The organism is Saccharothrix syringae (assembly GCF_009498035.1).
In the GTDB taxonomy this organism is placed as follows: Bacteria; Actinomycetota; Actinomycetes; order Mycobacteriales; family Pseudonocardiaceae; genus Actinosynnema; species Actinosynnema syringae.
In genome coordinates, this window is the sequence record NZ_CP034550.1 from 9,630,539 (window position 1) to 9,649,132 (window position 18,594).

Consider the following 18,594-nt stretch of genomic DNA (forward strand, 5'->3'; position numbering starts at 1 on the left):
GTGTGGCGCCGGGTTCGGGCCGCCGGCCGCGCGGTCGCGGAGCCCTTCACCGCCGGGCCTGCGCCACCAGCCGGGCGTTGTCGACGGCGGGCGCGCCGTCGCGGTCGAGCAGGGTGTCCTCCAGGCCGATGCGGGTGTCGAGCCCCAGCGCGAGCGCGTGGTCGAGCACCGGCCACGCGCTGTCGTCCTCGCCGTGCAGCAGGATCGGCGCGCCCAGGCCCGCCAGCAGCTCCAGCAGCCGGTCGGCGTGCGCCGTCCCCTCACCCGGCTGGACCTCGGCCAGCACGCGGACCGTGCCGTCGGGCAGGCCGTGGTCGAGCAGGGCGCGGGCGGCGCGCTCGTGGAACACGCCCAGCTCCACGCCGACACCCGCGTCGCGCAGGGCGGCGGCGGTGGCGAGCCAGCCGTCCTCGTGGACGTTCACCGACGCGAAGTCGGGGCGGCCCGCCGCCAGGCCCGACCAGCCGCGCACCAGCTCCGCCCGCCGCACCGGGTCGGGCACGACCCACGCGCCCGTGGTCACGCCGATCTCCGCCCGCGGCACGGCGGCGCGCACCACCGACACCGAGGTCGCCACCTCGGGGCCCGCCAGCACCTCCCGTCCCAGCACGTCGCGCGGGTGCAGGTGGAACGAGGACACGCCCAGCTCGGCGCAGTCGGCGGCGGCCGCGGCCAGCTGGTCGGGGGTGGTCGGCAGGTTCGGGTGGCTGCCCGGGGTGCGGGCGCCGTTCAGACACGCCTGGAGCACGGGACCCACCGAACCACACGGTGTTGGATACCGCCATGCAGACGCTCACCCCGGCCCTGCTCCGACACCACGCGGGCGCCAAGTCGTACTGGCGGGGCCTGACCTACCGGGACGCCGTCGTGGAGCTGGCCGTCCTCTCCCGGCACGTCGACGGGGTCGTGGAGGGCAGGGAACCGTACCGGGTGTCGCTGGCGTGGCGGGACGACCGCCTGACGGGCACCTGCTCCTGCCCCTACGGGTCGCAGGGCTTCTTCTGCAAGCACTGCGTGGCGGTCGGCCTGGTGCTGCTCGACCGCGGCCTGACCGTGCCGCCGCCCGACGCCGAGGACGCGGAGCTGCGCGACCGGTTGGCGTCGCTGGACCACTCGACGCTGGTGGAGCTGCTGTACGAGCGGGCGGCCCGGGACGTGGCGCTGCGCGAGGAGGTCATGCGAGTTCGAGGCTGAACGCGTAGGCGACCACGTCCAGGCCCGGCACCGGGTGCCAGTCGCGCTCGGGCAACCGGCGGAACCCCATCCGCAGGTAGAGGCGGTGGGCGGGGACCATGCGCTCGGAACTGCTCATCACCAGCCGCCGCGCGCCCAGCTCCCGGGCCCGCGCGATCGCCGCCCGCACCAGGGCCTCGCCGACACCGCGCCCGCGCGCCGGCGGGTCCACCGCGAGCATCCGGAACTCGACCTCGCCAGGCCGGCTGACCTCGGCGTACGGCGTGCCGGGGCGGGCGATGGTGACCGTGCCGAGCACCGCGCCGTCCGCGTCCACGGCCACCAGCAGCTCCGCCTGCCGGGCCCGCGTGCCCGCGTCGGCCAGCACGTCGGCGTAACCGCCGGTGTGGCTCTCGACGTGCCGGTCGGCCCGGTAGGCGGCCACCGTGACGGCCCCGGCGGCCGCCCACTCGTCTTCCCGCGCGGACCTCACCACGACGTCGGCCATCTGGTTCCCCTCCACATCGTTGGGCAGGCCCCCGATTGTCATCTTGTCGTCGAGACCGCGGCGGCTGGAAGGGGGCGAGCAGGCGGTGGGTGCCGAACCGGTGCGCGTCCGCACTTCTGCGGATCGCCATGATGGGGGGATGAAGTTGACCGGAGCGATCGAGCTGCCCGACGGCGCGGTGGTGCGCGGTCGGGGTCTGAGGTACCCCGCGCCCGAGGGGACGCCCGACTACGGGCTCTACCTGGGGTCGGAGCGGATGCGGCGCGCCCACTCGTTCGCCTGGCCGCACGAGTGGGTCGAGTGGCCGGACTTCCGGCTGCCGCGCGACTCGGAGCGGGCCGTGGAGATGATCCGCGATTTGCACGCGCGGGCCTCGGCGGGGGAACGGGTCGAGGTGGCGTGCGGGGGCGGGATCGGGCGCACCGGCACGGTGGTGGCCTGCCTGGCGGTGCTGGCGGGGGTGCCGTCGACGGAGGCGGTGGCCTGGACGCGAGCCCACTACCACCGGCGGGCCGTGGAAACGCCCTGGCAGAAGAAGTGGGTGGTGCGGTTTCCGGGGTGATCCGGTCGGTCCCGTGGCGCGGAGGTCTTTGCGGGCGCGGGAATTCTTGCGAGCGCGGGGGTCCTTGCGAGTGCGGGGCCCTTGCGAGCGCGAGGTTTCTTGCGGGTGCTGGGATCCGTGCGAGCGCGGGGGTCCATGCGCGGGACCGGCTCCGGACGAAAAGGGCACCAAGATCGCGGTGTTCGCGCGGGGCCGAAGTGGCGCGAAGCCGAAGTGGCGCACAGGGCCGAGCCGAGGCGAGGGCTCAGCGCCGGACGGACAGGTGGCCCGGGACCAAGACCGGGCGCTGGGCTGGGTATTCGCCACCAGCTTGGCATTCGGCGCCGGGCTGGGGTCGGCACCAGTCCGGCGTCCCGTGCCAGGCCGGCGTCCGGTGGCGGGGCTGGCGTCGGGTGGCGGGTTGGCTGGGGTCCGCGCCAGGCTGGCATCCGCGCCGGGCTGGGGTCCAGCGCGGGCCGGAACCAGCGCCGAGCCAGGGTCCAGCATGGGGCCGGGGCTCGGCATGGGGCCGGGGCCCGGCGTGGGATTGGCCTCCAGCGCTGAGGCGGGGGCTGGTACCGGGCTCGTGTCCAGCGCGGCGTTGGCTGCCGGCACCGGGCCGGCGGGGCCGGCCGTCCCGTCGTGGCGCGTCCCGTCGTGGCGCGGTCCGGGGCGGCGCCGGGTGGCCGGGGTGGCTGGTGCCCGGCGGCGTGGGGTGGGTGGTGGTGTGGGCGGGTGGGCCTCCTGACTGCGTGGCGGGGGTTGGTTGCGACCTCCTTTTTCAACCGAGTGCGCAGGGGGTCGTTTTCGTACACATTCGGCCGATGATCACCCGATCCAGTGACGGGACGGGTCAGACCTCGGCTGTTGCGGGCTCGGTTGTCGGGTCGGCAGCCACAGCCGGGGCAGCGGTCGCGTCGGCAGCAGTGGGGTCCGGGGTCGGGTCCTCGGTCACGGTCGCCACCTCGCGGGCCGCCTCCGGTCCCCGCTCCAACAGCACCCGGAACCCGGCCTCGTCCAGCACCGGCACCTTGAGCTGCTCCGCCTTCTCCGCCTTCGACCCCGGCGACTCCCCCACCACCACGAACGCCGTCTTCTTCGACACCGCCCCCGCCGCCTTCCCCCCGCGCACCAGGATCGCCTCCTTGGCCTCGTCGCGCGAGAAGCCCTCCAGCGACCCCGTCACCACGATCGACAGCCCCTCCAAGTTCCGCGGCGTCGAGGTGTCGCGCTCCTCGGCCATCCGCACCCCGGCCGCGCGCCACTTCTCGACCACCGCCTGCCGCCACGGGGTCTCGACCCACTCGCGTACCGCGGCGGCGATGGTCGGGCCCACGCCCTCGGCCGCGGCCAGTTCCTCCTCCGACGCGGAGACGACGCGGTCGATCGAGCCGAACTCCCGGGCCAGCGCGCGGGCCGCCGTCGGGCCGACGTGGCGGATGGACAGGGCCACCAGGACCCTCCACAGGGGACGCTGCTTGACCGCCTCCAGGTTGTCCAGGAGCTTGAGCGCGTTGGCCGTCAGCTCCCCGCCGATGGTCCGGAACAGGTCGACGCCCAGCAACTCCTCCTCGCCCAGCGAGAACAGGTCGCCCTCGTCGCCGTACGCGTCCGACTCGACCAGGGCCGCCGCGGCCTCGTAGCCCAGGACCTCGATGTCCAGCGCCGACCGCGACGCCAGGTACGCCAGGCGCTCCCGCAGCTGGCCGGGGCAGCCGGCCGCGTTGGGGCAGCGGATGTCGACGTCGCCCTCCTTCATCGGGCGCAGGCCGTGGCCGCACTCCGGGCAGGTGGTGGGCATCTCGAACTCGCGGGCGTCGGCCGGGCGGGCGTCGACCACCGGGCCGAGCACCTCGGGGATCACGTCGCCGGCCTTGCGGATGACGATCCGGTCGCCGATGAGCACGCCCTTGCGCTTGACCTCGCTCGCGTTGTGCAGGGTCGCCCGCGCGACCGTGGAGCCGGCCACCTTCACCGGTTCCATCACGGCGAACGGCGTCACCCGGCCGGTGCGGCCGACCTGCACCTTGATGTCGAGCAGGGTCGTGGTGGCCTCCTCGGGCGGGTACTTGAACGCGATCGCCCAGCGCGGCGCGCGCGACGTGCTGCCCAGCCGCCGCTGCCAGGCGACCTCGTCGACCTTGACCACGACGCCGTCGATCTCGTGCTCGGCGTCGTGCCGGTGGGCGCCCCAGTACTCGACGTGCGCGTTGACCTCGTCGAACGTGGTGAGCACCCTGGTGTGCGAGGACACCGGCAGGCCCCACGCGCGCAGCGCCTCGTAGGCGTCGGACTGCCTGGTCAGCTCGAAGCCCTCGCGCTTGCCCAGGCCGTGGCAGATCAGGCGCAGCCTGCGCGACGCGGTGACCTTCGGGTCCTTCTGCCGCAGCGAGCCGGCCGCGGTGTTGCGCGGGTTGGCGAACGGCGGCCTGCCCGCCTCGACCAGGCGGGCGTTGAGCTCCAGGAAGTCCTCCACCGCGAAGAACACCTCGCCGCGCACCTCGACCAGCGCGGGCACGGGGTGCTCGGCGGTGCCGGTCAGCGTCTCGGGCACGTCGCGCAGGGTGCGGACGTTGAGCGTCACGTCCTCGCCGGTGCGGCCGTCGCCCCTGGTGAGGGCGCGGACCAGCGTCCCGTGCTCGTAGAGCAGGTTGATGGCCAGGCCGTCGATCTTCAGCTCGCACAGGAAGTGCGCGCCGTCGCCGACCTCCTTGTGCACCCGCTCGAACCAGGCGTGCAGCTCGTCGCGCGAGAACGCGTTGTCCAGGCTGAGCATCCGCTCCAGGTGGTCGACCGCGGTGAACTCGGTGGAGAACGTGCCGCCGACCCGCTGGGTGGGCGAGTCGGGCGTGGCCAGGCCGGGGTGGGCCTGCTCCAGGGCCTCCAGCTCGCGCAGCAGCGCGTCGAACTCACCGTCACTGATCGTCGGGGCGTCCAGGACGTAGTAGCGGAACTGGTGGCCGCGCACGACCTCCGCGAGGGCGGCGTGCCGCTCCCGCACGCCCGCGGGCACGTCCTCGACGCCCTCGGCGGAGGCGTCGGTCGGGTTCAACGAGTCGTCGCTGGTCACGGGGGAAGCCTAGTCAGGGGGTCCGACATTTTCATGACCGATCCTCACCCATGCCCCGAACCAGGTCGCGGAACTCCAGCAGGCCGATCGCGCCGACCGGTTCGAGGACGGCGGTCTCCACCCGACCGAGTCGTTCGCCCGCCAGGCGCTCACCGAGCGTGACGTCCAGGGGCAGGAACGTCATGCGCCGGCGGGCGTCGTCATCCAGCTCGGTGAAACCGGGGTGCCAGACCGCGACGTCGACCAGGCCGTCGGAGACCTGGGCGACCACGCGCACGTCGGCCAGCCGCAGCCGCCGGGGGCCGAGGTTGATGGTGACCAGCGTCGGGTCCGGCACGGGCGGCACCGAGTCGTGGTACTCCCAGATGACGTCCTCGGCGGGCGCGGCGGCGATCCACGCGTCGGTCCACGGCCGCAGCCGCGGGTCCTCCTGGCCGGTGACGACCAGCGCGTAGATGGCGCGGTGGCCGCGTTCGAGGGTGAACCTGAGGTCGGGGTGCAGGCCGGCGACCAGCTCGCCGACCCGCTCCTCGACCCGGTCGGGTTCGGCGTCGCCGAGCGCGGCGCTCACCGACGGCAGCAGCTCCGCCCACGCGGCCCAGAACGCGGCCGCGGCCTCGTCCGGGTTGGGCAGGTGGACGGGCGCGGGGTCGGGCTCGCGGCGACGGTGGCGGCGGAACCAGCTCATGGCCCCATTGAACTACGACGTCCGGCGCCCGGTGTGCGCTCGCAGCAGATCGGCGTTGAGGCGGGCGATGGTGGTCAGCGGGATGCCCTTGGGGCACGCCACCGCGCACTCGCCGGTGTTGGTGCAGCCGCCGAACCCGGCGGCGTCGTGCTCGGCCACCATGTCCCGCGCCCGCGACCACCGCTCGGGCTGTCCCTGCGGCAGGACGCCCAGGTGGGTGGTCTTGGCCGCAGTGAACAGCATCGCCGACCCGTTCGGGCACGCGGCCACGCACGCGCCGCAGCCGATGCACGCCGCCGCCTCGAACGCGGTGTCCGCGGCGGGTTTGGGCACCGGCACGGCGTGGGCGTCGGGCGCGCTGCCGGTGGGCACGCCGACGTAGCCGCCCGCGGCGATGACGCGGTCCAGCGCCGACCGGTCCACCACCAGGTCCCGCACCACCGGGAACGGCCCGGCGCGCCACGGTTCGACGGTCACCACGTCGCCGTCGGCGAAGTGGCGCAGGTGCAGCTGGCAGGCGGTGGTGGCGCGCTGGGGGCCGTGCGCGTGGCCGTTGATGACCACGCCGCACGCGCCGCAGATGCCCTCGCGGCAGTCGTGGTCGAACGCCACCGGCTCGTCGCCCGAGGTGATCAGCCGCTCGTTGAGCACGTCCAGCGCCTCCAGGAACGACATGTCCGGCGACAGGCCGTCCAGGGGGTAGTCGACCAGGCGCCCGGTGGGGCCGTTCTGCCGCCAGATCCGCAGGGTCAGCTTCACGCGTAGCTCCGGGTGGTGGGGGTGACGTGCTCGAAGACCAGCTCTTCCTTGTGCAGCACGGGCGGTTGGCCCACGCCGGTGTACTCCCAGGCGGCGACGTAGGCGAACGTGGCGTCGTCGCGCAGCGCCTCGCCCTCGGGGGTGCGGCTCTCGGACCGGAAGTGGCCGCCGCAGGACTCGGTGCGGTGCAGGGCGTCCACGCACATCAGCTCGGCCAGCTCCAGGAAGTCCGCGACCCGGCCCGCCTTCTCCAGCTCCTGGTTGAAGTCCGGGCCGCCCGGGACGGCCACCCTCTGCCAGAACTCCTCGCGCAGCTCCGGGATGCGCTCCAGCGCCTTGCGCAGGCCCGCCCCGTCGCGCTCCATGCCGCACTCGTCCCACATCAGGCGGCCCAGCTCGCGGTGGAACGACTCGACCGTGCGGTCGCCGCGCACGGCCAGCAGCGACTTGAGGCGGCCGCGCACCTCCGACGCGGTGTCCGCCACCTCCGGGGTGTCCGCGGTGACGGGGTCGAACGGCGCGTCGGCCAGGTAGTCGCCGATCACGCCGGGCAGCACGAAGTAGCCGTCGGCCAGGCCCTGCATCAGCGCGCTGGCGCCCAGCCGGTTGGCGCCGTGGTCGGAGAAGTTCGCCTCGCCTATGACGTAGAGGCCGGGGATGGTGGAGCGCAGGTCGTAGTCCACCCACAGGCCGCCCATGGTGTAGTGCACGGCCGGGTAGATGCGCATCGGCACCTCGTACGGGTCGTCGCCGGTGATGCGCTGGTACATCTGGAACAGGTTGCCGTAGCGCTGCTCCACCGCGTCCCGGCCGAGGCGGGCCAGGGCGTCGGCGAAGTCCAGGTGCACGCCGCGCTTCTCGTCGGAGACCTGCTTGGCCGCGCGGGAGGCGATGTCGCGGGGCACGAGGTTGCCGAAGCTCGGGTACATGCGCTCCAGGAAGTAGTCGCGCTCGGCCTCGGGGACGTCGTTGGGCGGGCGCCGGTCGTGCGGGTCGCGCGGCACCCACACACGGCCGTCGTTGCGCAGCGACTCGCTCATCAGGGTGAGCTTGGACTGGTGGTCGCCGCTGATCGGGATGCACGTGGGGTGGATCTGGGTGAAGCACGGGTTCGCGAACAGCGCGCCGCGGCGGTGGGCGCGCCAGATCGCGGTGGCGTTGCAGCCCTTGGCGTTGGTGGACAGGTGGAACACGTTGCCGTAGCCGCCGGTGGCCAGCACCACGGCGTCCGCGAGGTGCGCGGACACCGCGCCGGTCACCAGGTCGCGCACCACGACGCCGCGCGCCCGGCCGTCGACCACCACCAGGTCCAGCATCTCGGTGCGCGGGTGCGTGGTCACCCGGCCCGCGGCGACCTGGCGGGACAGGGCCTGGTAGGCGCCCAGCAGGAGCTGCTGCCCGGTCTGGCCGCGGGCGTAGAAGGTGCGGGAGACCTGCGCGCCGCCGAAGGAGCGGGTGTCGAGCAGGCCGCCGTACTCGCGGGCGAACGGCACGCCCTGCGCCACGCACTGGTCGATGATCTCGGCGCTGATCTGGGCCAGCCGGTGGACGTTGGACTCGCGGGAGCGGAAGTCGCCGCCCTTCACCGTGTCGTGGAACAGCCGCCACACGCTGTCGCCGTCGTTGCGGTAGTTCTTGGCCGCGTTGATGCCGCCCTGCGCGGCGATGCTGTGCGCGCGGCGCGGGCTGTCCTGGTGGCAGAACGACCGCACGCGGTAGCCCAGCTCCGCCAGCGTGGCCGCGGCCGAGGCGCCGGCCAGGCCCGTCCCGACCACGATCACCTCGCGGTTGCGCCGGTTGGCCGGGTTGACCAGGCGCGCGGAGAAGCGGCGGCGGTCCCAGCGGTGCTCGATCGGGCCGACCGGCGCGCGCTGGTCGGCGATGGGGGTGCCCTCGGTGTAGGAACCCGTCGTGTGCGGCATGTCAGCTCACCAACCCGGTGAAGACGGCGAAGGGGACGGACAGGAAGCCCGCGCAGACGACCACGGCCAGGGTCAGGCCGATCGCGCGCGAGGTGGTGACGCCGAGGCTGCGCGTGGCGCTCCACGCGCCGTGGCGGATGTGGAAGCCCAGGGCGACGACCGCGGCGGTGTAGGCCAGCACCACGTACCAGTGCCGGAAGTCCGCCACCACGTTCGCGTGAATCTCGCCGGGCACGCCGTGCGGGTTGAGCCACCCGGCCGTCAGGTCGAGCAGGTGGTAGACCACGAACAGGGCGATGACGACGCCGCCCCAGCGCATGGTGCGGGCCGCGTAGCCGCCCTGGACGGGGCGCCGGTGGGCGTAACGGCCGCGGGCCCGGCGGGCGCGCACGGTCAGCTGGTGGGCGGCGGTGAAGTGCAGGGCGACGGCGGCCAGCAGCGCGACGCGCACCGGCCACACGGCGCCGACCTCGCGCAGCCACCGGCCGTAGCCGTCGAGCGCCGCCGCGCCCGAGAAGAAGGTGAGGTTGCCGAGCATGTGCGCGACGACGTACAGCAGCAGCACGGCGCCGGTGACCGCCATGACGGCCTTTTTGCCGATCGTGGTGCGGTAGAGCCCGATCGTGTCCACGGTTCAAGACGCTAGGAACCCCGGCGACGAGTCGTCCAATACATCGTGGGCTGGCTGAGGATAGCCTGGGGCTATGACGCTCCAACAGCTCGCGTATTTCCTGGCGGTGGCCAGGACGCGGCACTTCACCAGGGCCGCGGCGGAGGTGCGTGTGGCGCAGCCCTCACTGTCCAAGCAGATCCACGCCCTGGAGAAGGAGCTGGGCGCGGAGCTGTTCAGCCGGGCGCGCGGGAACGTCGCGCTGACCCCCGCGGGCGAGGCGCTGCTGCCCGTGGCCCGGCGCATCCTGTCCGATGTGGACACCGCGCGGCTGGAGGTGGCCGAGCTGGTGGGGCTGCGGCGCGGGCGGGTGCGGGTGGGTGCGACGCCGAGCCTGTGCGCCAGCCTGTTCGCGGACGTGATCAAGCGGTACCACGACACCTACCCGGGCATCCGGGTGTCGGTGACCGAGGGCGGGTCGCGGGACCTGGTGGCCGCGCTGGAGGCCGGTGACCTGGACCTGGCGCTGGTGATCGTGTCGCCCGCGGACGCCGACCGGGCGCTGACCGTGGTGCCGGTGCTGCGGGAGGAGCTGGTGGTGGCCTCGGCGGCGCCGCTGGGCGTGAACCGGATGCGGTTGACCGACCTGCGCGAGCACCCGCTGGTGATGTTCCGGTCCGGCTACGACCTGCGGGAGACCACGCTGGCCGCGTGCCGGGGCGCGGGGTTCGAGCCGTCGTTCGCGGTGGAGGGCGGCGAGATGGACGCCGTGCTGCGGTTCGTGGAGGTCGGGCTGGGCGTGGCGATCGTGCCGTCGACCGTGCTGGCCACCCGCTCCCTGCACGGCACCCCGCTGACGCCGACCACCAGCCGGACCATCGCCCTGGCCCACCGCACCGACGTGGCACCCACCTCGGCCGGCCGCGCCTTCCGCACCGTCCTGCTCGACTTCCTGCGCACCGCCCCCCTGCCCACCGGCGTCCACCCCACCCCCTGACCCCGCGCGAGTCATGCACTCAGCCCCGGCGTGTCATGCACTCAGGACCGGCGTGTCATGCGCTCAGGACCCCCGAGTTCGACATTCAGGACCACTTCGGAGCGCTGAACGTCGAATTCGGGGGGCGCGAGCGCATGACACGCGAGGTCTGAACGCATGACACGCGCGGGTTGGGTGCATGACTCGCGCGGTTACCAGGTTTCCGGGGGTTCGGTGAAGGCTTTGGCCAGGTCGCGGGTCAGGGAGAGGGCGCGGCGCAGCCAGGTGGCGTTGGCGCCGGCCAGGCCGCAGGTGGGGGTGGGCACGGCCAGGGTGCCCAGCAGGTCGCGGGGGAAGCCGAGGCGGTCCACCAGGTTCAGGGCCGGTTGGGCCAGGGACTTCAGGGAGGTGGGGTGGGTGGGGGCGACCGCGGGGGTCAGGCCCAGGAACAGGGGGGTCTTGTCCTCCCACGCCTCGCCGATCTCGTCCCAGGTCGACTCGTCCAGCGCGGTGACGTCGAAGGAGACGGCACGGGCGCCGGCACCCCGCATCAGCGCGATCGGCGGGCGCGGGGCGCAGCAGTGCACGACGACGTCGGCGTCCAGCGCCTCGACGACGGCCTGGAGGGTGGCGCGGGCCTCGGGCTCGGGGACGGGCGGGACCGTGCCGAGCTTGGACGGCGTGGGCAGCAGGCCGGCCAGCACGGCGGGCAGCGCCGGTTCGTCGAGCTGCACCACGACCCGCGCGCCGGTGCGCCTGGCGACCTCGGCGACGTGCCGGTTGAGCCCTTCGGCCAGCGACTCGGTGAACTCGCGCAGCGCGCCCCGGTCGGTGAGCACGCGGTGCCCGCGCGGCAGCTCGACGCTCGCGGTGAGCGTCCACGGGCCGGCGGCCTGGACCTTGACCACCCGCGGCGGTGCGGGGTCGGCGGCCTCCTCGAACGCGTCGAGGTCGCGGCGCAGCAGGTCCACCGCCCGCCGGTGGTCGCGGCCGGGGTGGGCGGCGGTCCGGTAGCCGGAGGGGACCACCTCGACCGGCAGGTCGACCAGCAGGCCGGCGGTGCGGCCGATCATGTCCGCGCCGACGCCGCGGGCGGGCAGCTCGGGCAGGTGCGGCAGGTCGGGCAGCTCGCCGAGCACGATCCGCGCGGCTTCCAGCGGGTCCGTTCCGGGCAGCGAGCCGATGCCGGTCGCGGCGCCGGCGGGCCAGGGCAGTCCATCCACCCGCACAGTCTCCCATTCACGGGTTGCGAGGCGTGTACGGACAAAAGGTCTAGACCCATTGACGGCTTGGTCCAGACCACATACCGTCACCTTGTCGGTGCCGACAGTGGCGAGGGGCACCGCCCGCGACCGTGGTGCGGGGGCGTGCCGCGCCCCACGTCCTCGCACCACCCCTTCCCCGGGAGCAGCGATGTCGGTGAAGCGAAAGGTCCTGGCCGCGCTGGCGGCGGCCACCACCGCGGTCCTGACCGCCGGCCTGCTGGCGGCCGCACCGGCGGGCGCCGCACCGAGCCCGACCGCGGTGTTCGCCCAGGACTCCTCGTGGGGCTCCGGCTACCAGGGCAGGGTCACCGTCACCGCCGGCTCCGCGCCGCTGTCCGGGTGGAAGGTCGAGTTCGACCTGCCCGCGGGCACCGCGCCCGGCTCGTACTGGGACGCGACGCTGACCAGCAGCGGCACCCACCACGCGTTCACCAACCGCGAGTACAACGGTTCCCTGGCGGCGGGCGCGGCCACGTCGTTCGGCTTCCTGGTCAACGGCCCGGGCCTGCCCCAGAACTGCAAGCTCAACGGCCAGCCCTGCACGGGCGGCACCACGACGACCACCACGACCACGACCACCACCACGACGACGGACGACAACCCGCCGACAGGCGGCAGCCCCAAATCCGCGCCCTACGTGGACATCACCATGCCGACGCCGTCGCTGGAGTCCGTGGCCCGGGCGACCGGTCAGAAGGTGTTCACCCTCGGCTTCGCGCTCGCCGACAGCACCGGCTGCAACCCCTCCTGGGGCGGCACGATCCCCATCACCGACAGCCGGATCGTCAACGACGTGCGGGCGCTCAAGGCCCTCGGCGGCGACGTCATCGTGGCCACCGGCGGCGCCGTGGGCCCGTACCTGGAGTACTCCTGCTCCACCGCCGACGCCCTGCTGGCGGCCTACAAGAAGTCCCTGGACGCGGTCGGCAGCAACCACCTGGACGTGGACGTCGAGGCCACCATCCCGCACGACATGGTCAACACCGCCCTGAAGAAGCTCCAGACCGAGCGCGGCACGTCGATCAGCTACACCATGCGCGTCCAGGGCGACGACTACGGCATGGACCCGTACTCGGTGCAGGTGCTGCAGAACGCCGCGGCGAAGGGCCTCACCGTCCTGGTCAACCCCATGACCATGGAGTTCGGCACCTCCCGCGCCGACTGGGGCGACGCCGTCATCGCCGCGGCCGAGAGCACGCTGCGGCAGCTCAAGCAGATCTGGCCCGCCAAGTCCGACGCGGAGCTGCGCAAGCTGCTCGGGGTGACCCCGATGATCGGCCGCAACTTCAACGGCAAGGTCTTCACCCAGGCCCACGCCCGCAAGCTCGTGACGTGGGCGAACAGCAACCGGATCGGCCTGCTGGCGTTCTGGTCGGTCGGCCGCGACAACGGCGGCTGCGCGGGCGGCGCCATCTCGCCCACGTGCAGCGGCATCGCCCAGGGCCAGTACGAGTTCACCACCATCTTCAAGGGCTTCACCGGCTAGCCCAGCAGGATCAGCAGGCCCACCGCGATCAGCACCACCGGCAGCACCACGTGCCCCCAGCGGCTCAGGGCGCGGGCCACCACGGGCCTGGTGGCGAACCAGCGGCCCGCCGCGCACCACACCGCCACCAGCACGAGGAAGACCACGACGTAGAGCGTGATGCCGGTGGTGGCGAAGACCGGCACGTAGACGCCGATGTTGTCGCCGCCGTTGGCGAAGGTCACGGCGGCGACGCCCAACGCGCCCGTGGCCGTCGGCTCGGCGTCGTCGTCACCGCCGCGCCACGCCCGCCACGCCGCCTTCAGGCCCAGGGCCAGCGGCAGCAGGCCGAGCCACGGCAGCACCGACGGCGGCAGCAGGGTCGCGCCCAGGGCGGCGGCCACCGCCACCACCAGGATCGCCGCGAACCCCGCGTACTGCCCCAGCACCACCCGCCACGGCGGCACGCCCCGGGCGAAGAACAGCGCCAGCAGCACGATGTCGTCGACGTTGGTCACGGCGAACAGGCCCACGGCGCGAATGACGTCCAGCACGGGGCGAACCTTAAGGTGCTCCGCGTGGACCCCGCGGACATGCTCGCCAACGACCCCGCCTCGACCGCGCTCGGCATCCGGGCCCTCGCACTCGGGGAGGGCACCGCCCGGCTGGCCATGACGGTCACCGACCGGATGCTCAACGGGCACGGCATCGGGCACGGCGGCTACGTGTTCCTGCTCGCCGACACCGCCTTCGCCTGCGCGTGCAACCGCCACGGCTCGGTGACCGTGGCGGCGCAGGCGGAGATCGACTTCATCGCCCCCGTCCGGGCGGGGGACGAACTCGTGGCGGAGGCCGTGGAGCGGGTCCGGTTCGGCCGCGGCGGGATCTACGACATCACCGTGCGCCGGGGCGACGAGGTGGTCGCGGAGTTCCGCGGCCGGAGCCGGACGCTCAGGCCGAGCGCCGCAGGCCCAGCACCTGGAGCGTGACGAAACCGGTCACGGCGACGGCCTGGGCGACGATCAGGAAAACCCCGAAGCCGGTCACCGGGAACCAGCCGGCGAACGCGGTCAGGAAGCTGTCCACCACCCACAGCGAATTGCCGATCACCACCACCGCCACCAATGGGCGGATCGGGCGCGTGCCGAGCAGGAAAACGCCGATCCCGTAAGCCACCAGGAAAATGCCGAGGCCCACCACCAAACCCCTCGGCAACCCGAGCGGGAGGTCGAGCAGGAGGGCGAGCACGCCCAACCCGCCCGAGGCCACGCCGTCGAGCCGGAGGGCGAAGCGGAGCAGGCCGTCGTTGCGGAGCGTCTGAGTCTTCATGGCAGTCGTCATGGCACCGAAACTGCCCGCCGGAGCACTGCCGGCGGTACCACCGGCACTGCCAACGACTGCCAATTCCTACGGCACGACCTGGGCGGACAGGTCCTCGGCCACCAACCGGGCCCCGGCGTTCTGCCAGTTGTGCAGCGTCCGCTCGGGCACCTGGTCGACGAACCACGCCAGCGCCCGCCGCGCGTCCGGGTCCAGGTCCTCGCGCTTGGTCCGCCTGCTGTAGGGCCGGATGCCGGCCACGTAGTAGAAGTAGAGGGCGTTGTAGTAACGCCATTCGTCGCTGGTGCCGAAACCGCCGTCCCGCGGCTTGAGCCTCAGGATGCTCTCCAGCAGCAGGGATTTCAGCTCGGCGGCGCGTTCCAGCGGTTGGTCGGACGCGCCGCGCGCGGCGAGCCGGGCGTCGATCACCGGCAATTGCGTCAACGGGCTCGCGACGAGCTTGCCCAGGTCGCCGTAATTGCTCAGCGCCCGCCTGGTCAGCTTGACGAATTCCGCCGGGTCGAGCGGCGCCCGGCGGGGCAGCGCCTCGGCCGCGTCGCGCAGCTCCGCCCGCGAGTCCGCCACCTCGGGCACCGCGACCCGGTCCACCAGCAGCGCCAGCGGGTTCGCCAGCACCTGCACCGCGATCGCGGCGGCCACCGTGCCGTAGAGCAGCGGCACCAGCCGGTCGTCCAGGAACAGCGCCACCTGGCCGCCGAACACCAGCGCCAGCCCGGTCGAGGTGATCAGCGACCGCACCGCGTCCGCCCGCACGGCCTCGCCCTCGTCGAACGCGTCGGCCACCGCCACGACCACGCCGAACAGCAGCACGTCGACCCCGGCCGAGGCGAGCACGAGCACCCGCGGCAGCACGTCCAGCAGCAGCGCGGCGGAGCTGAGCCCGAACATCACCGTCGCCGCGAGCAGCAGCGCCCGCCGCAACCGCAGGCACAGCACCACCGCGGCGGCCAGCGGCACCAGCACCACCGGCGGTGCGAACCACGCCGCCACCAGCAGCGGCAGCGCGCTGTACCGCCACCAGCGGTCGTAGCGCTCGGGCAGCCAGCACACCACCGCGCCCGTCCACGCCACCGCGGGCACCGCCATCGCCGCCGCCGGCACCGGCAGCACGAGCACCAGGGCGTAGGCCAGCAACCCGGCCGAGGCGCGGCGGAGCAACCGCTTGCGCGGGTCCCTCGCCAGCAGGTACAGCCCCAGCCACCAGGCGAGGCCGAAGGCCACCACCGACACCGCGATCACCGACCGATCCTACGGTTGCACGGGCTGGGACGATGTGGTCCATGCCTGTCGAGGTGACGCTGCGCAGGGCCGCCGAAGAGGTGGGACGCGGTGACCTGGCCAGCGTGCTGCGCGCCAGGCAGCGGCTGGTCGGGCTGGTCACCAGCTTCCCCGACCGGCTGGACCTGCGGGAACGCCTGGCCGAGGTGTACCGGCTGCTCGGCGACGCCGCCCAGGCCGGCAGGTGGAGCTACCTGGCCGAGGAGCGCGACGAGGCCGAGGTCGCGGCGTTCGAACGCGCCTACCGCACCCCGATGGCGCGGTTGGCCGCCCTGAACTGGACCGGCGGCGAGGAGGCCGCGGCGACGCGGACCGCCCGCGACCGGCTGGTGGCGCTGCACGCCGAGGCCACCGAGCAGCTGCGCCGGGAGCTGGTGGTCGCCGACGACCGGGACTCCTCGCCGGTGGCCAACGTGCTGGTGTTACTCGGCCTGGTCGTCGTCCTGCTGTGCTTCGTCGTCGGCGCGGTGACGCTGGTGATGGGCGCGTTCAGGTGGATGACCGGGTGAGAGGATCCTGGTGGGCATGACCGCTGACGTGGCCGCCGCCGCAGACCGCATCCGCCCCTACGCCCGCCGCACGCCCCTGTGGCGCACCGAGGTCGACGGCCGACCGCTCGTGCTCAAGCTGGAACACCTCCAGCTCACCGGCTCGTTCAAGCTGCGCGGCGCGCTGAACGCCCTGCTCACCGCCGGGTCGCCCGACCTCGTGGTCACCGCGTCCGGCGGCAACCACGGCCTGGGCGTCGCCGAGGCCGCGCGGCTGCTCGGCCTGCACGCCACCGTGTTCGTGCCGGTGGGCGCGCCGGAGGGCAAGGTGCGGCGGATCGAAGCCTCGGGCGCGAAGCTGGTCCGGCACGGCGAGACCTACGGCGAGGCCGTGCTGGCGGCGCGGGAGGCGCCGGGGCACTACGTCGAGGCGTACAACTCGCTCGACGTCGTCGCGGGTCAGGGCACCCTCGCGCGGGAGGTCGTGGCGGACGCGCCGGACGTGGACGCCATCGCGGTGGCCGTCGGCGGGGGTGGGCTGGCCGCGGGCACGGCGCTCGGCGCGGACGGGCGGGTGGTGGTCGCGGTGGAGCCGGAGCGGTGCTGCGCCCTGCACCGGGCGCTGGCCGCGGGTGAGCCGGTCGACTCGGAGGTGGACTCGGTCGCGGCGTCGGCGCTGGGCGCCACGCGGGTCGGCGAGGTGCCGTTCGGGGTGCTGGCCGCGCACGACGTGCGGTCGGTGCTCGTGTCGGACGCCGAGCTGCTGGCCGCCCGCGACCGGCTGTGGGAGGAGTTCCGGCTGGCCGTGGAACCGGCGGCGGCCGTGCCGTTCGCGGCCTGGCTGGCCGGTCGGGTGCCTGGTGAGCGGCCCTGCGTGGTGCTGTGCGGGGCGAACACGGACTGGACGCCCTGAGCGCTCGCGGGCAAGGACTCGTGCGGGCGAACGCCGCAGGTGGGCACCCGGATCAGACGCCGTGAACGCCGCGGGTCGGGCGCCGCGGGACCGCCCGGCCCCGCGGCGCCCGACCGCCCGCTAGCGGTCCCGTCCCCGGCCCGGCGGGCAGAACACCACCGGCCGCGGGCCTTCGCCCACCACCCGGTCGTCCTCACCCCGCGCCTGCGCCGGCACGTCGACCTCGACCACCGGCGCCAACTGCTCCACCCGCTCCACCAGCACCTCGACCCGGGCCAGCAGGTCCGCCCACTCGGCCCGGTGCCGGCGCTCCCGGACGACCCACTGCAACGTCCGCGCCTCGGCCCGCAGCCGCTCGTGCTGCTCGGCCGTCAGGCGTTGCGCGGACGGGTGGTCGACCTTGCTCCCCAGCACACCCACCCGGATTTCGACGTCCGCCAGCGTGCGGCGGCGTCGTGCGTTGTCATGCGGCACACCCGCAGTCTTGCAGGCCGCCCCGACAAAAATCCCTCAACCCGTCGAGCTGATGGTGGCGCTGGCCAGCACCAGGTCGCCCGCCGCCGCGTCCGGCCGGTACACCGCGACCGCCTGACCGGGGGCGACGCCGGTCAGCGGCTCGCGCAGGCGCACCAGCAGCTCGTCGCCGACCAGTTCGGCCACCGCGGGCGCGAGGCCGCCGTGCGCGCGCACCTGCGCCACGCACTCGACCGGACCGGTGAACTCGACCCGGGTCACCGGCCGCCGCGCGACGATCTCGGTCACCCGCAGCCGCTCGGCCGAGCCGACCCGGACCGTGCCGGTCACCGGCTCCAGCGACAGCACGTAGCGGGGCCGCCCGTCCGGTGCGGGCGCGTCGATGCCCAGGCCCTTGCGCTGGCCCACGGTGAACTCGTGCACGCCGGCGTGGCGGCCGAGCACGGCGCCGGTGGCGTCGTCGACCAGCAGGCCCGGCTGCTCGCCCAGCCGCCGGGTCAGGAAGCCGCGCGTGTCGCCGTCGGGGATGAAGCAGATGTCGTGGCTGTCGGGCTTGCGCGCCACCTGGAGCCCGCGCCGGGCCGCCTCGTCGCGGACCTCGGCCTTGGTGGACCCGCCCAGCGGGAACATCGCGTGCGCGAGCTGCTCGCGGGTCAGCGACGCCAGCACGTAGGACTGGTCCTTGCCCTCGTCGGCCGACCGGCGCAGCTCCACCCGCCCGTCCACCACGGCCAGCCGGGCGTAGTGGCCGGTGCACACCGCGTCGAAGCCCAGCGCCACGGCCTTGTCCAGCAGCGCCTCGAACTTGATCTTCTCGTTGCACCGCAGGCACGGGTTGGGCGTGCGGCCCGCCGCGTACTCGGCGACGAAGTCCTCCACCACGTCCTCGGTGAACCGCTCCGCGAAGTCCCACACGTAGAACGGGATGCCGAGCACGTCCGCCGCGCGCCGCGCGTCCCGGGCGTCCTCCAGGGTGCAGCAGCCGCGGGCGCCGGTGCGCAGGGTGCCCGGCTTCGCCGACAGCGCCAGGTGCACGCCGGTCACGTCGTGCCCGGCCTCCACCGCCCGCGCCGCAGCCACGGCGGAGTCCACCCCGCCGCTCATCGCCGCCAGCACCCGCATG

General features: G+C 74.0%; 20 protein-coding genes. 7 read left to right on the forward strand and 13 right to left on the reverse strand.

The window, feature by feature from the left end; all coding sequences use genetic code 11:
• Positions 1-46 precede the first annotated feature (46 nt).
• Positions 47-757 (reverse strand): 3-keto-5-aminohexanoate cleavage protein, encoded by a 711-nt coding sequence (locus EKG83_RS40495; RefSeq protein WP_033431544.1) that lies wholly within the window; start codon positions 755-757, stop codon positions 47-49.
• 26 nt (positions 758-783) lie between these two features.
• On the opposite strand from EKG83_RS40495, the gene EKG83_RS40500 reads away from it, so the two are divergent.
• On the forward strand, positions 784-1,194 hold the full coding sequence (locus tag EKG83_RS40500) for an SWIM zinc finger family protein (RefSeq protein WP_051765972.1): 411 nt from the start codon (positions 784-786) through the stop codon (positions 1,192-1,194).
• On the opposite strand, the gene EKG83_RS40505 is transcribed toward EKG83_RS40500, so the two are convergent.
• The gene (locus EKG83_RS40505) at positions 1,175-1,681 is read right to left on the reverse strand and encodes a GNAT family N-acetyltransferase (protein WP_033431636.1); all 507 of its coding nucleotides are present in this window, start codon (positions 1,679-1,681) and stop codon (positions 1,175-1,177) included. The genes EKG83_RS40500 and EKG83_RS40505 overlap by 20 nt on opposite strands.
• 139 nt (positions 1,682-1,820) lie before the next feature.
• Here EKG83_RS40505 and EKG83_RS40510 point away from each other — a divergent pair, with 139 nt between their 5' ends.
• Positions 1,821-2,243, forward strand: coding sequence for a protein-tyrosine phosphatase family protein (locus tag EKG83_RS40510; RefSeq protein ID WP_033431545.1), 423 nt, complete (start codon positions 1,821-1,823; stop codon positions 2,241-2,243).
• A gap of 832 nt (positions 2,244-3,075) precedes the next feature.
• On the opposite strand, the gene ligA is transcribed toward EKG83_RS40510, so the two are convergent.
• The 5 genes from ligA to EKG83_RS40535 are packed head-to-tail and all read right to left on the reverse strand — an operon-like array spanning position 3,076 to position 9,292.
• A complete protein-coding gene (ligA, locus tag EKG83_RS40515; protein ID WP_228122392.1) occupies positions 3,076-5,292 on the reverse strand; it encodes an NAD-dependent DNA ligase LigA in 2,217 nt (738 codons plus the stop codon).
• A gap of 31 nt (positions 5,293-5,323) precedes the next feature.
• Complete coding sequence (locus EKG83_RS40520; protein ID WP_033431546.1) at positions 5,324-5,980, reverse strand: hypothetical protein; 657 nt, start codon at positions 5,978-5,980, stop codon at positions 5,324-5,326.
• 12 nt (positions 5,981-5,992) lie between these two features.
• On the reverse strand, positions 5,993-6,739 hold the full coding sequence (locus tag EKG83_RS40525) for a succinate dehydrogenase/fumarate reductase iron-sulfur subunit (RefSeq protein ID WP_033431547.1): 747 nt from the start codon (positions 6,737-6,739) through the stop codon (positions 5,993-5,995).
• Positions 6,736-8,661, reverse strand: a complete 1,926-nt coding sequence (locus EKG83_RS40530) for a fumarate reductase/succinate dehydrogenase flavoprotein subunit (RefSeq protein WP_033431548.1) — start codon at positions 8,659-8,661, stop codon at positions 6,736-6,738. Before EKG83_RS40530 ends, EKG83_RS40525 begins: the two co-directional genes overlap by 4 nt.
• A gap of 1 nt (position 8,662) precedes the next feature.
• On the reverse strand, positions 8,663-9,292 hold the full coding sequence (locus EKG83_RS40535; RefSeq protein WP_033431549.1) for a succinate dehydrogenase cytochrome b subunit: 630 nt from the start codon (positions 9,290-9,292) through the stop codon (positions 8,663-8,665).
• A 73-nt stretch (positions 9,293-9,365) separates the two neighbouring features.
• Between EKG83_RS40535 and EKG83_RS40540 the strand changes: the two genes are divergently transcribed.
• Positions 9,366-10,268, forward strand: a complete 903-nt coding sequence (locus EKG83_RS40540; RefSeq protein ID WP_033431550.1) for a LysR family transcriptional regulator — start codon at positions 9,366-9,368, stop codon at positions 10,266-10,268.
• Between the two features lie 191 nt (positions 10,269-10,459).
• On the opposite strand, the gene EKG83_RS40545 is transcribed toward EKG83_RS40540, so the two are convergent.
• Positions 10,460-11,470, reverse strand: a complete 1,011-nt coding sequence (locus EKG83_RS40545) for a methionine synthase (protein ID WP_033431638.1) — start codon at positions 11,468-11,470, stop codon at positions 10,460-10,462.
• Positions 11,471-11,660: 190 nt separating this feature from the next.
• On the opposite strand from EKG83_RS40545, the gene EKG83_RS40550 reads away from it, so the two are divergent.
• Positions 11,661-12,998 carry a cellulose binding domain-containing protein gene (locus EKG83_RS40550; RefSeq protein WP_033431551.1) on the forward strand — a complete coding sequence of 446 codons (1,338 nt, stop codon included), beginning with the start codon at positions 11,661-11,663 and terminating at the stop codon, positions 12,996-12,998.
• Here the strand turns inward: EKG83_RS40550 and EKG83_RS40555 are convergent.
• Complete coding sequence (locus EKG83_RS40555) at positions 12,995-13,531, reverse strand: cadmium resistance transporter (protein ID WP_153278740.1); 537 nt, start codon at positions 13,529-13,531, stop codon at positions 12,995-12,997. The genes EKG83_RS40550 and EKG83_RS40555 overlap by 4 nt on opposite strands.
• Before the next feature lie 39 nt (positions 13,532-13,570).
• Here EKG83_RS40555 and paaI point away from each other — a divergent pair, with 39 nt between their 5' ends.
• Positions 13,571-13,966: a hydroxyphenylacetyl-CoA thioesterase PaaI gene (gene paaI, locus EKG83_RS40560; protein WP_051765996.1), complete on the forward strand. Its 396-nt coding sequence runs from the start codon at positions 13,571-13,573 to the stop codon at positions 13,964-13,966.
• Here paaI and EKG83_RS40565 read toward each other — a convergent pair.
• Entirely contained in the window at positions 13,929-14,318 is a 390-nt protein-coding gene (locus EKG83_RS40565; RefSeq protein ID WP_153278741.1) for a hypothetical protein, read from the reverse strand. The two genes, paaI and EKG83_RS40565, sit on opposite strands and share 38 nt — an antisense overlap.
• A gap of 66 nt (positions 14,319-14,384) precedes the next feature.
• A complete protein-coding gene (locus EKG83_RS40570) occupies positions 14,385-15,557 on the reverse strand; it encodes a hypothetical protein (RefSeq protein WP_033431554.1) in 1,173 nt (390 codons plus the stop codon).
• Positions 15,558-15,598: 41 nt separating this feature from the next.
• On the opposite strand from EKG83_RS40570, the gene EKG83_RS40575 reads away from it, so the two are divergent.
• Positions 15,599-16,105 carry a DUF6584 family protein gene (locus tag EKG83_RS40575; protein WP_033431555.1) on the forward strand — a complete coding sequence of 169 codons (507 nt, stop codon included), beginning with the start codon at positions 15,599-15,601 and terminating at the stop codon, positions 16,103-16,105.
• A 16-nt stretch (positions 16,106-16,121) separates the two neighbouring features.
• Complete coding sequence (locus EKG83_RS40580) at positions 16,122-16,997, forward strand: serine/threonine dehydratase (RefSeq protein ID WP_033431640.1); 876 nt, start codon at positions 16,122-16,124, stop codon at positions 16,995-16,997.
• A gap of 120 nt (positions 16,998-17,117) precedes the next feature.
• On the opposite strand, the gene EKG83_RS40585 is transcribed toward EKG83_RS40580, so the two are convergent.
• Positions 17,118-17,471 carry a hypothetical protein gene (locus tag EKG83_RS40585; RefSeq protein WP_153278742.1) on the reverse strand — a complete coding sequence of 118 codons (354 nt, stop codon included), beginning with the start codon at positions 17,469-17,471 and terminating at the stop codon, positions 17,118-17,120.
• 36 nt (positions 17,472-17,507) lie between these two features.
• Complete coding sequence (mnmA, locus tag EKG83_RS40590; RefSeq protein ID WP_033431641.1) at positions 17,508-18,593, reverse strand: tRNA 2-thiouridine(34) synthase MnmA; 1,086 nt, start codon at positions 18,591-18,593, stop codon at positions 17,508-17,510.
• Between the last annotated feature and the right edge of the window lies 1 nt (position 18,594).

Excerpts from the sequence above, each read along its gene's own strand:
- EKG83_RS40500 (WP_051765972.1), top strand. The coding sequence starts at position 784 with ATGCAGACGCTCACCCCGGCCCTGCTCCGACACCACGCGGGCGCCAAG.
- EKG83_RS40505 (WP_033431636.1), bottom strand. The coding sequence starts at position 1,681 with ATGGCCGACGTCGTGGTGAGGTCCGCGCGGGAAGACGAGTGGGCGGCC.
- EKG83_RS40510 (WP_033431545.1), top strand. The coding sequence starts at position 1,821 with ATGAAGTTGACCGGAGCGATCGAGCTGCCCGACGGCGCGGTGGTGCGC.
- EKG83_RS40520 (WP_033431546.1), bottom strand. The coding sequence starts at position 5,980 with ATGAGCTGGTTCCGCCGCCACCGTCGCCGCGAGCCCGACCCCGCGCCC.
- EKG83_RS40530 (WP_033431548.1), bottom strand. The coding sequence starts at position 8,661 with ATGCCGCACACGACGGGTTCCTACACCGAGGGCACCCCCATCGCCGAC.
- EKG83_RS40540 (WP_033431550.1), top strand. The coding sequence starts at position 9,366 with ATGACGCTCCAACAGCTCGCGTATTTCCTGGCGGTGGCCAGGACGCGG.
- EKG83_RS40550 (WP_033431551.1), top strand. The coding sequence starts at position 11,661 with ATGTCGGTGAAGCGAAAGGTCCTGGCCGCGCTGGCGGCGGCCACCACC.
- paaI (WP_051765996.1), top strand. The coding sequence starts at position 13,571 with ATGCTCGCCAACGACCCCGCCTCGACCGCGCTCGGCATCCGGGCCCTC.
- EKG83_RS40565 (WP_153278741.1), bottom strand. The coding sequence starts at position 14,318 with ATGACGACTGCCATGAAGACTCAGACGCTCCGCAACGACGGCCTGCTC.
- EKG83_RS40575 (WP_033431555.1), top strand. The coding sequence starts at position 15,599 with ATGCCTGTCGAGGTGACGCTGCGCAGGGCCGCCGAAGAGGTGGGACGC.
- EKG83_RS40580 (WP_033431640.1), top strand. The coding sequence starts at position 16,122 with ATGACCGCTGACGTGGCCGCCGCCGCAGACCGCATCCGCCCCTACGCC.
- mnmA (WP_033431641.1), bottom strand. The coding sequence starts at position 18,593 with ATGCGGGTGCTGGCGGCGATGAGCGGCGGGGTGGACTCCGCCGTGGCT.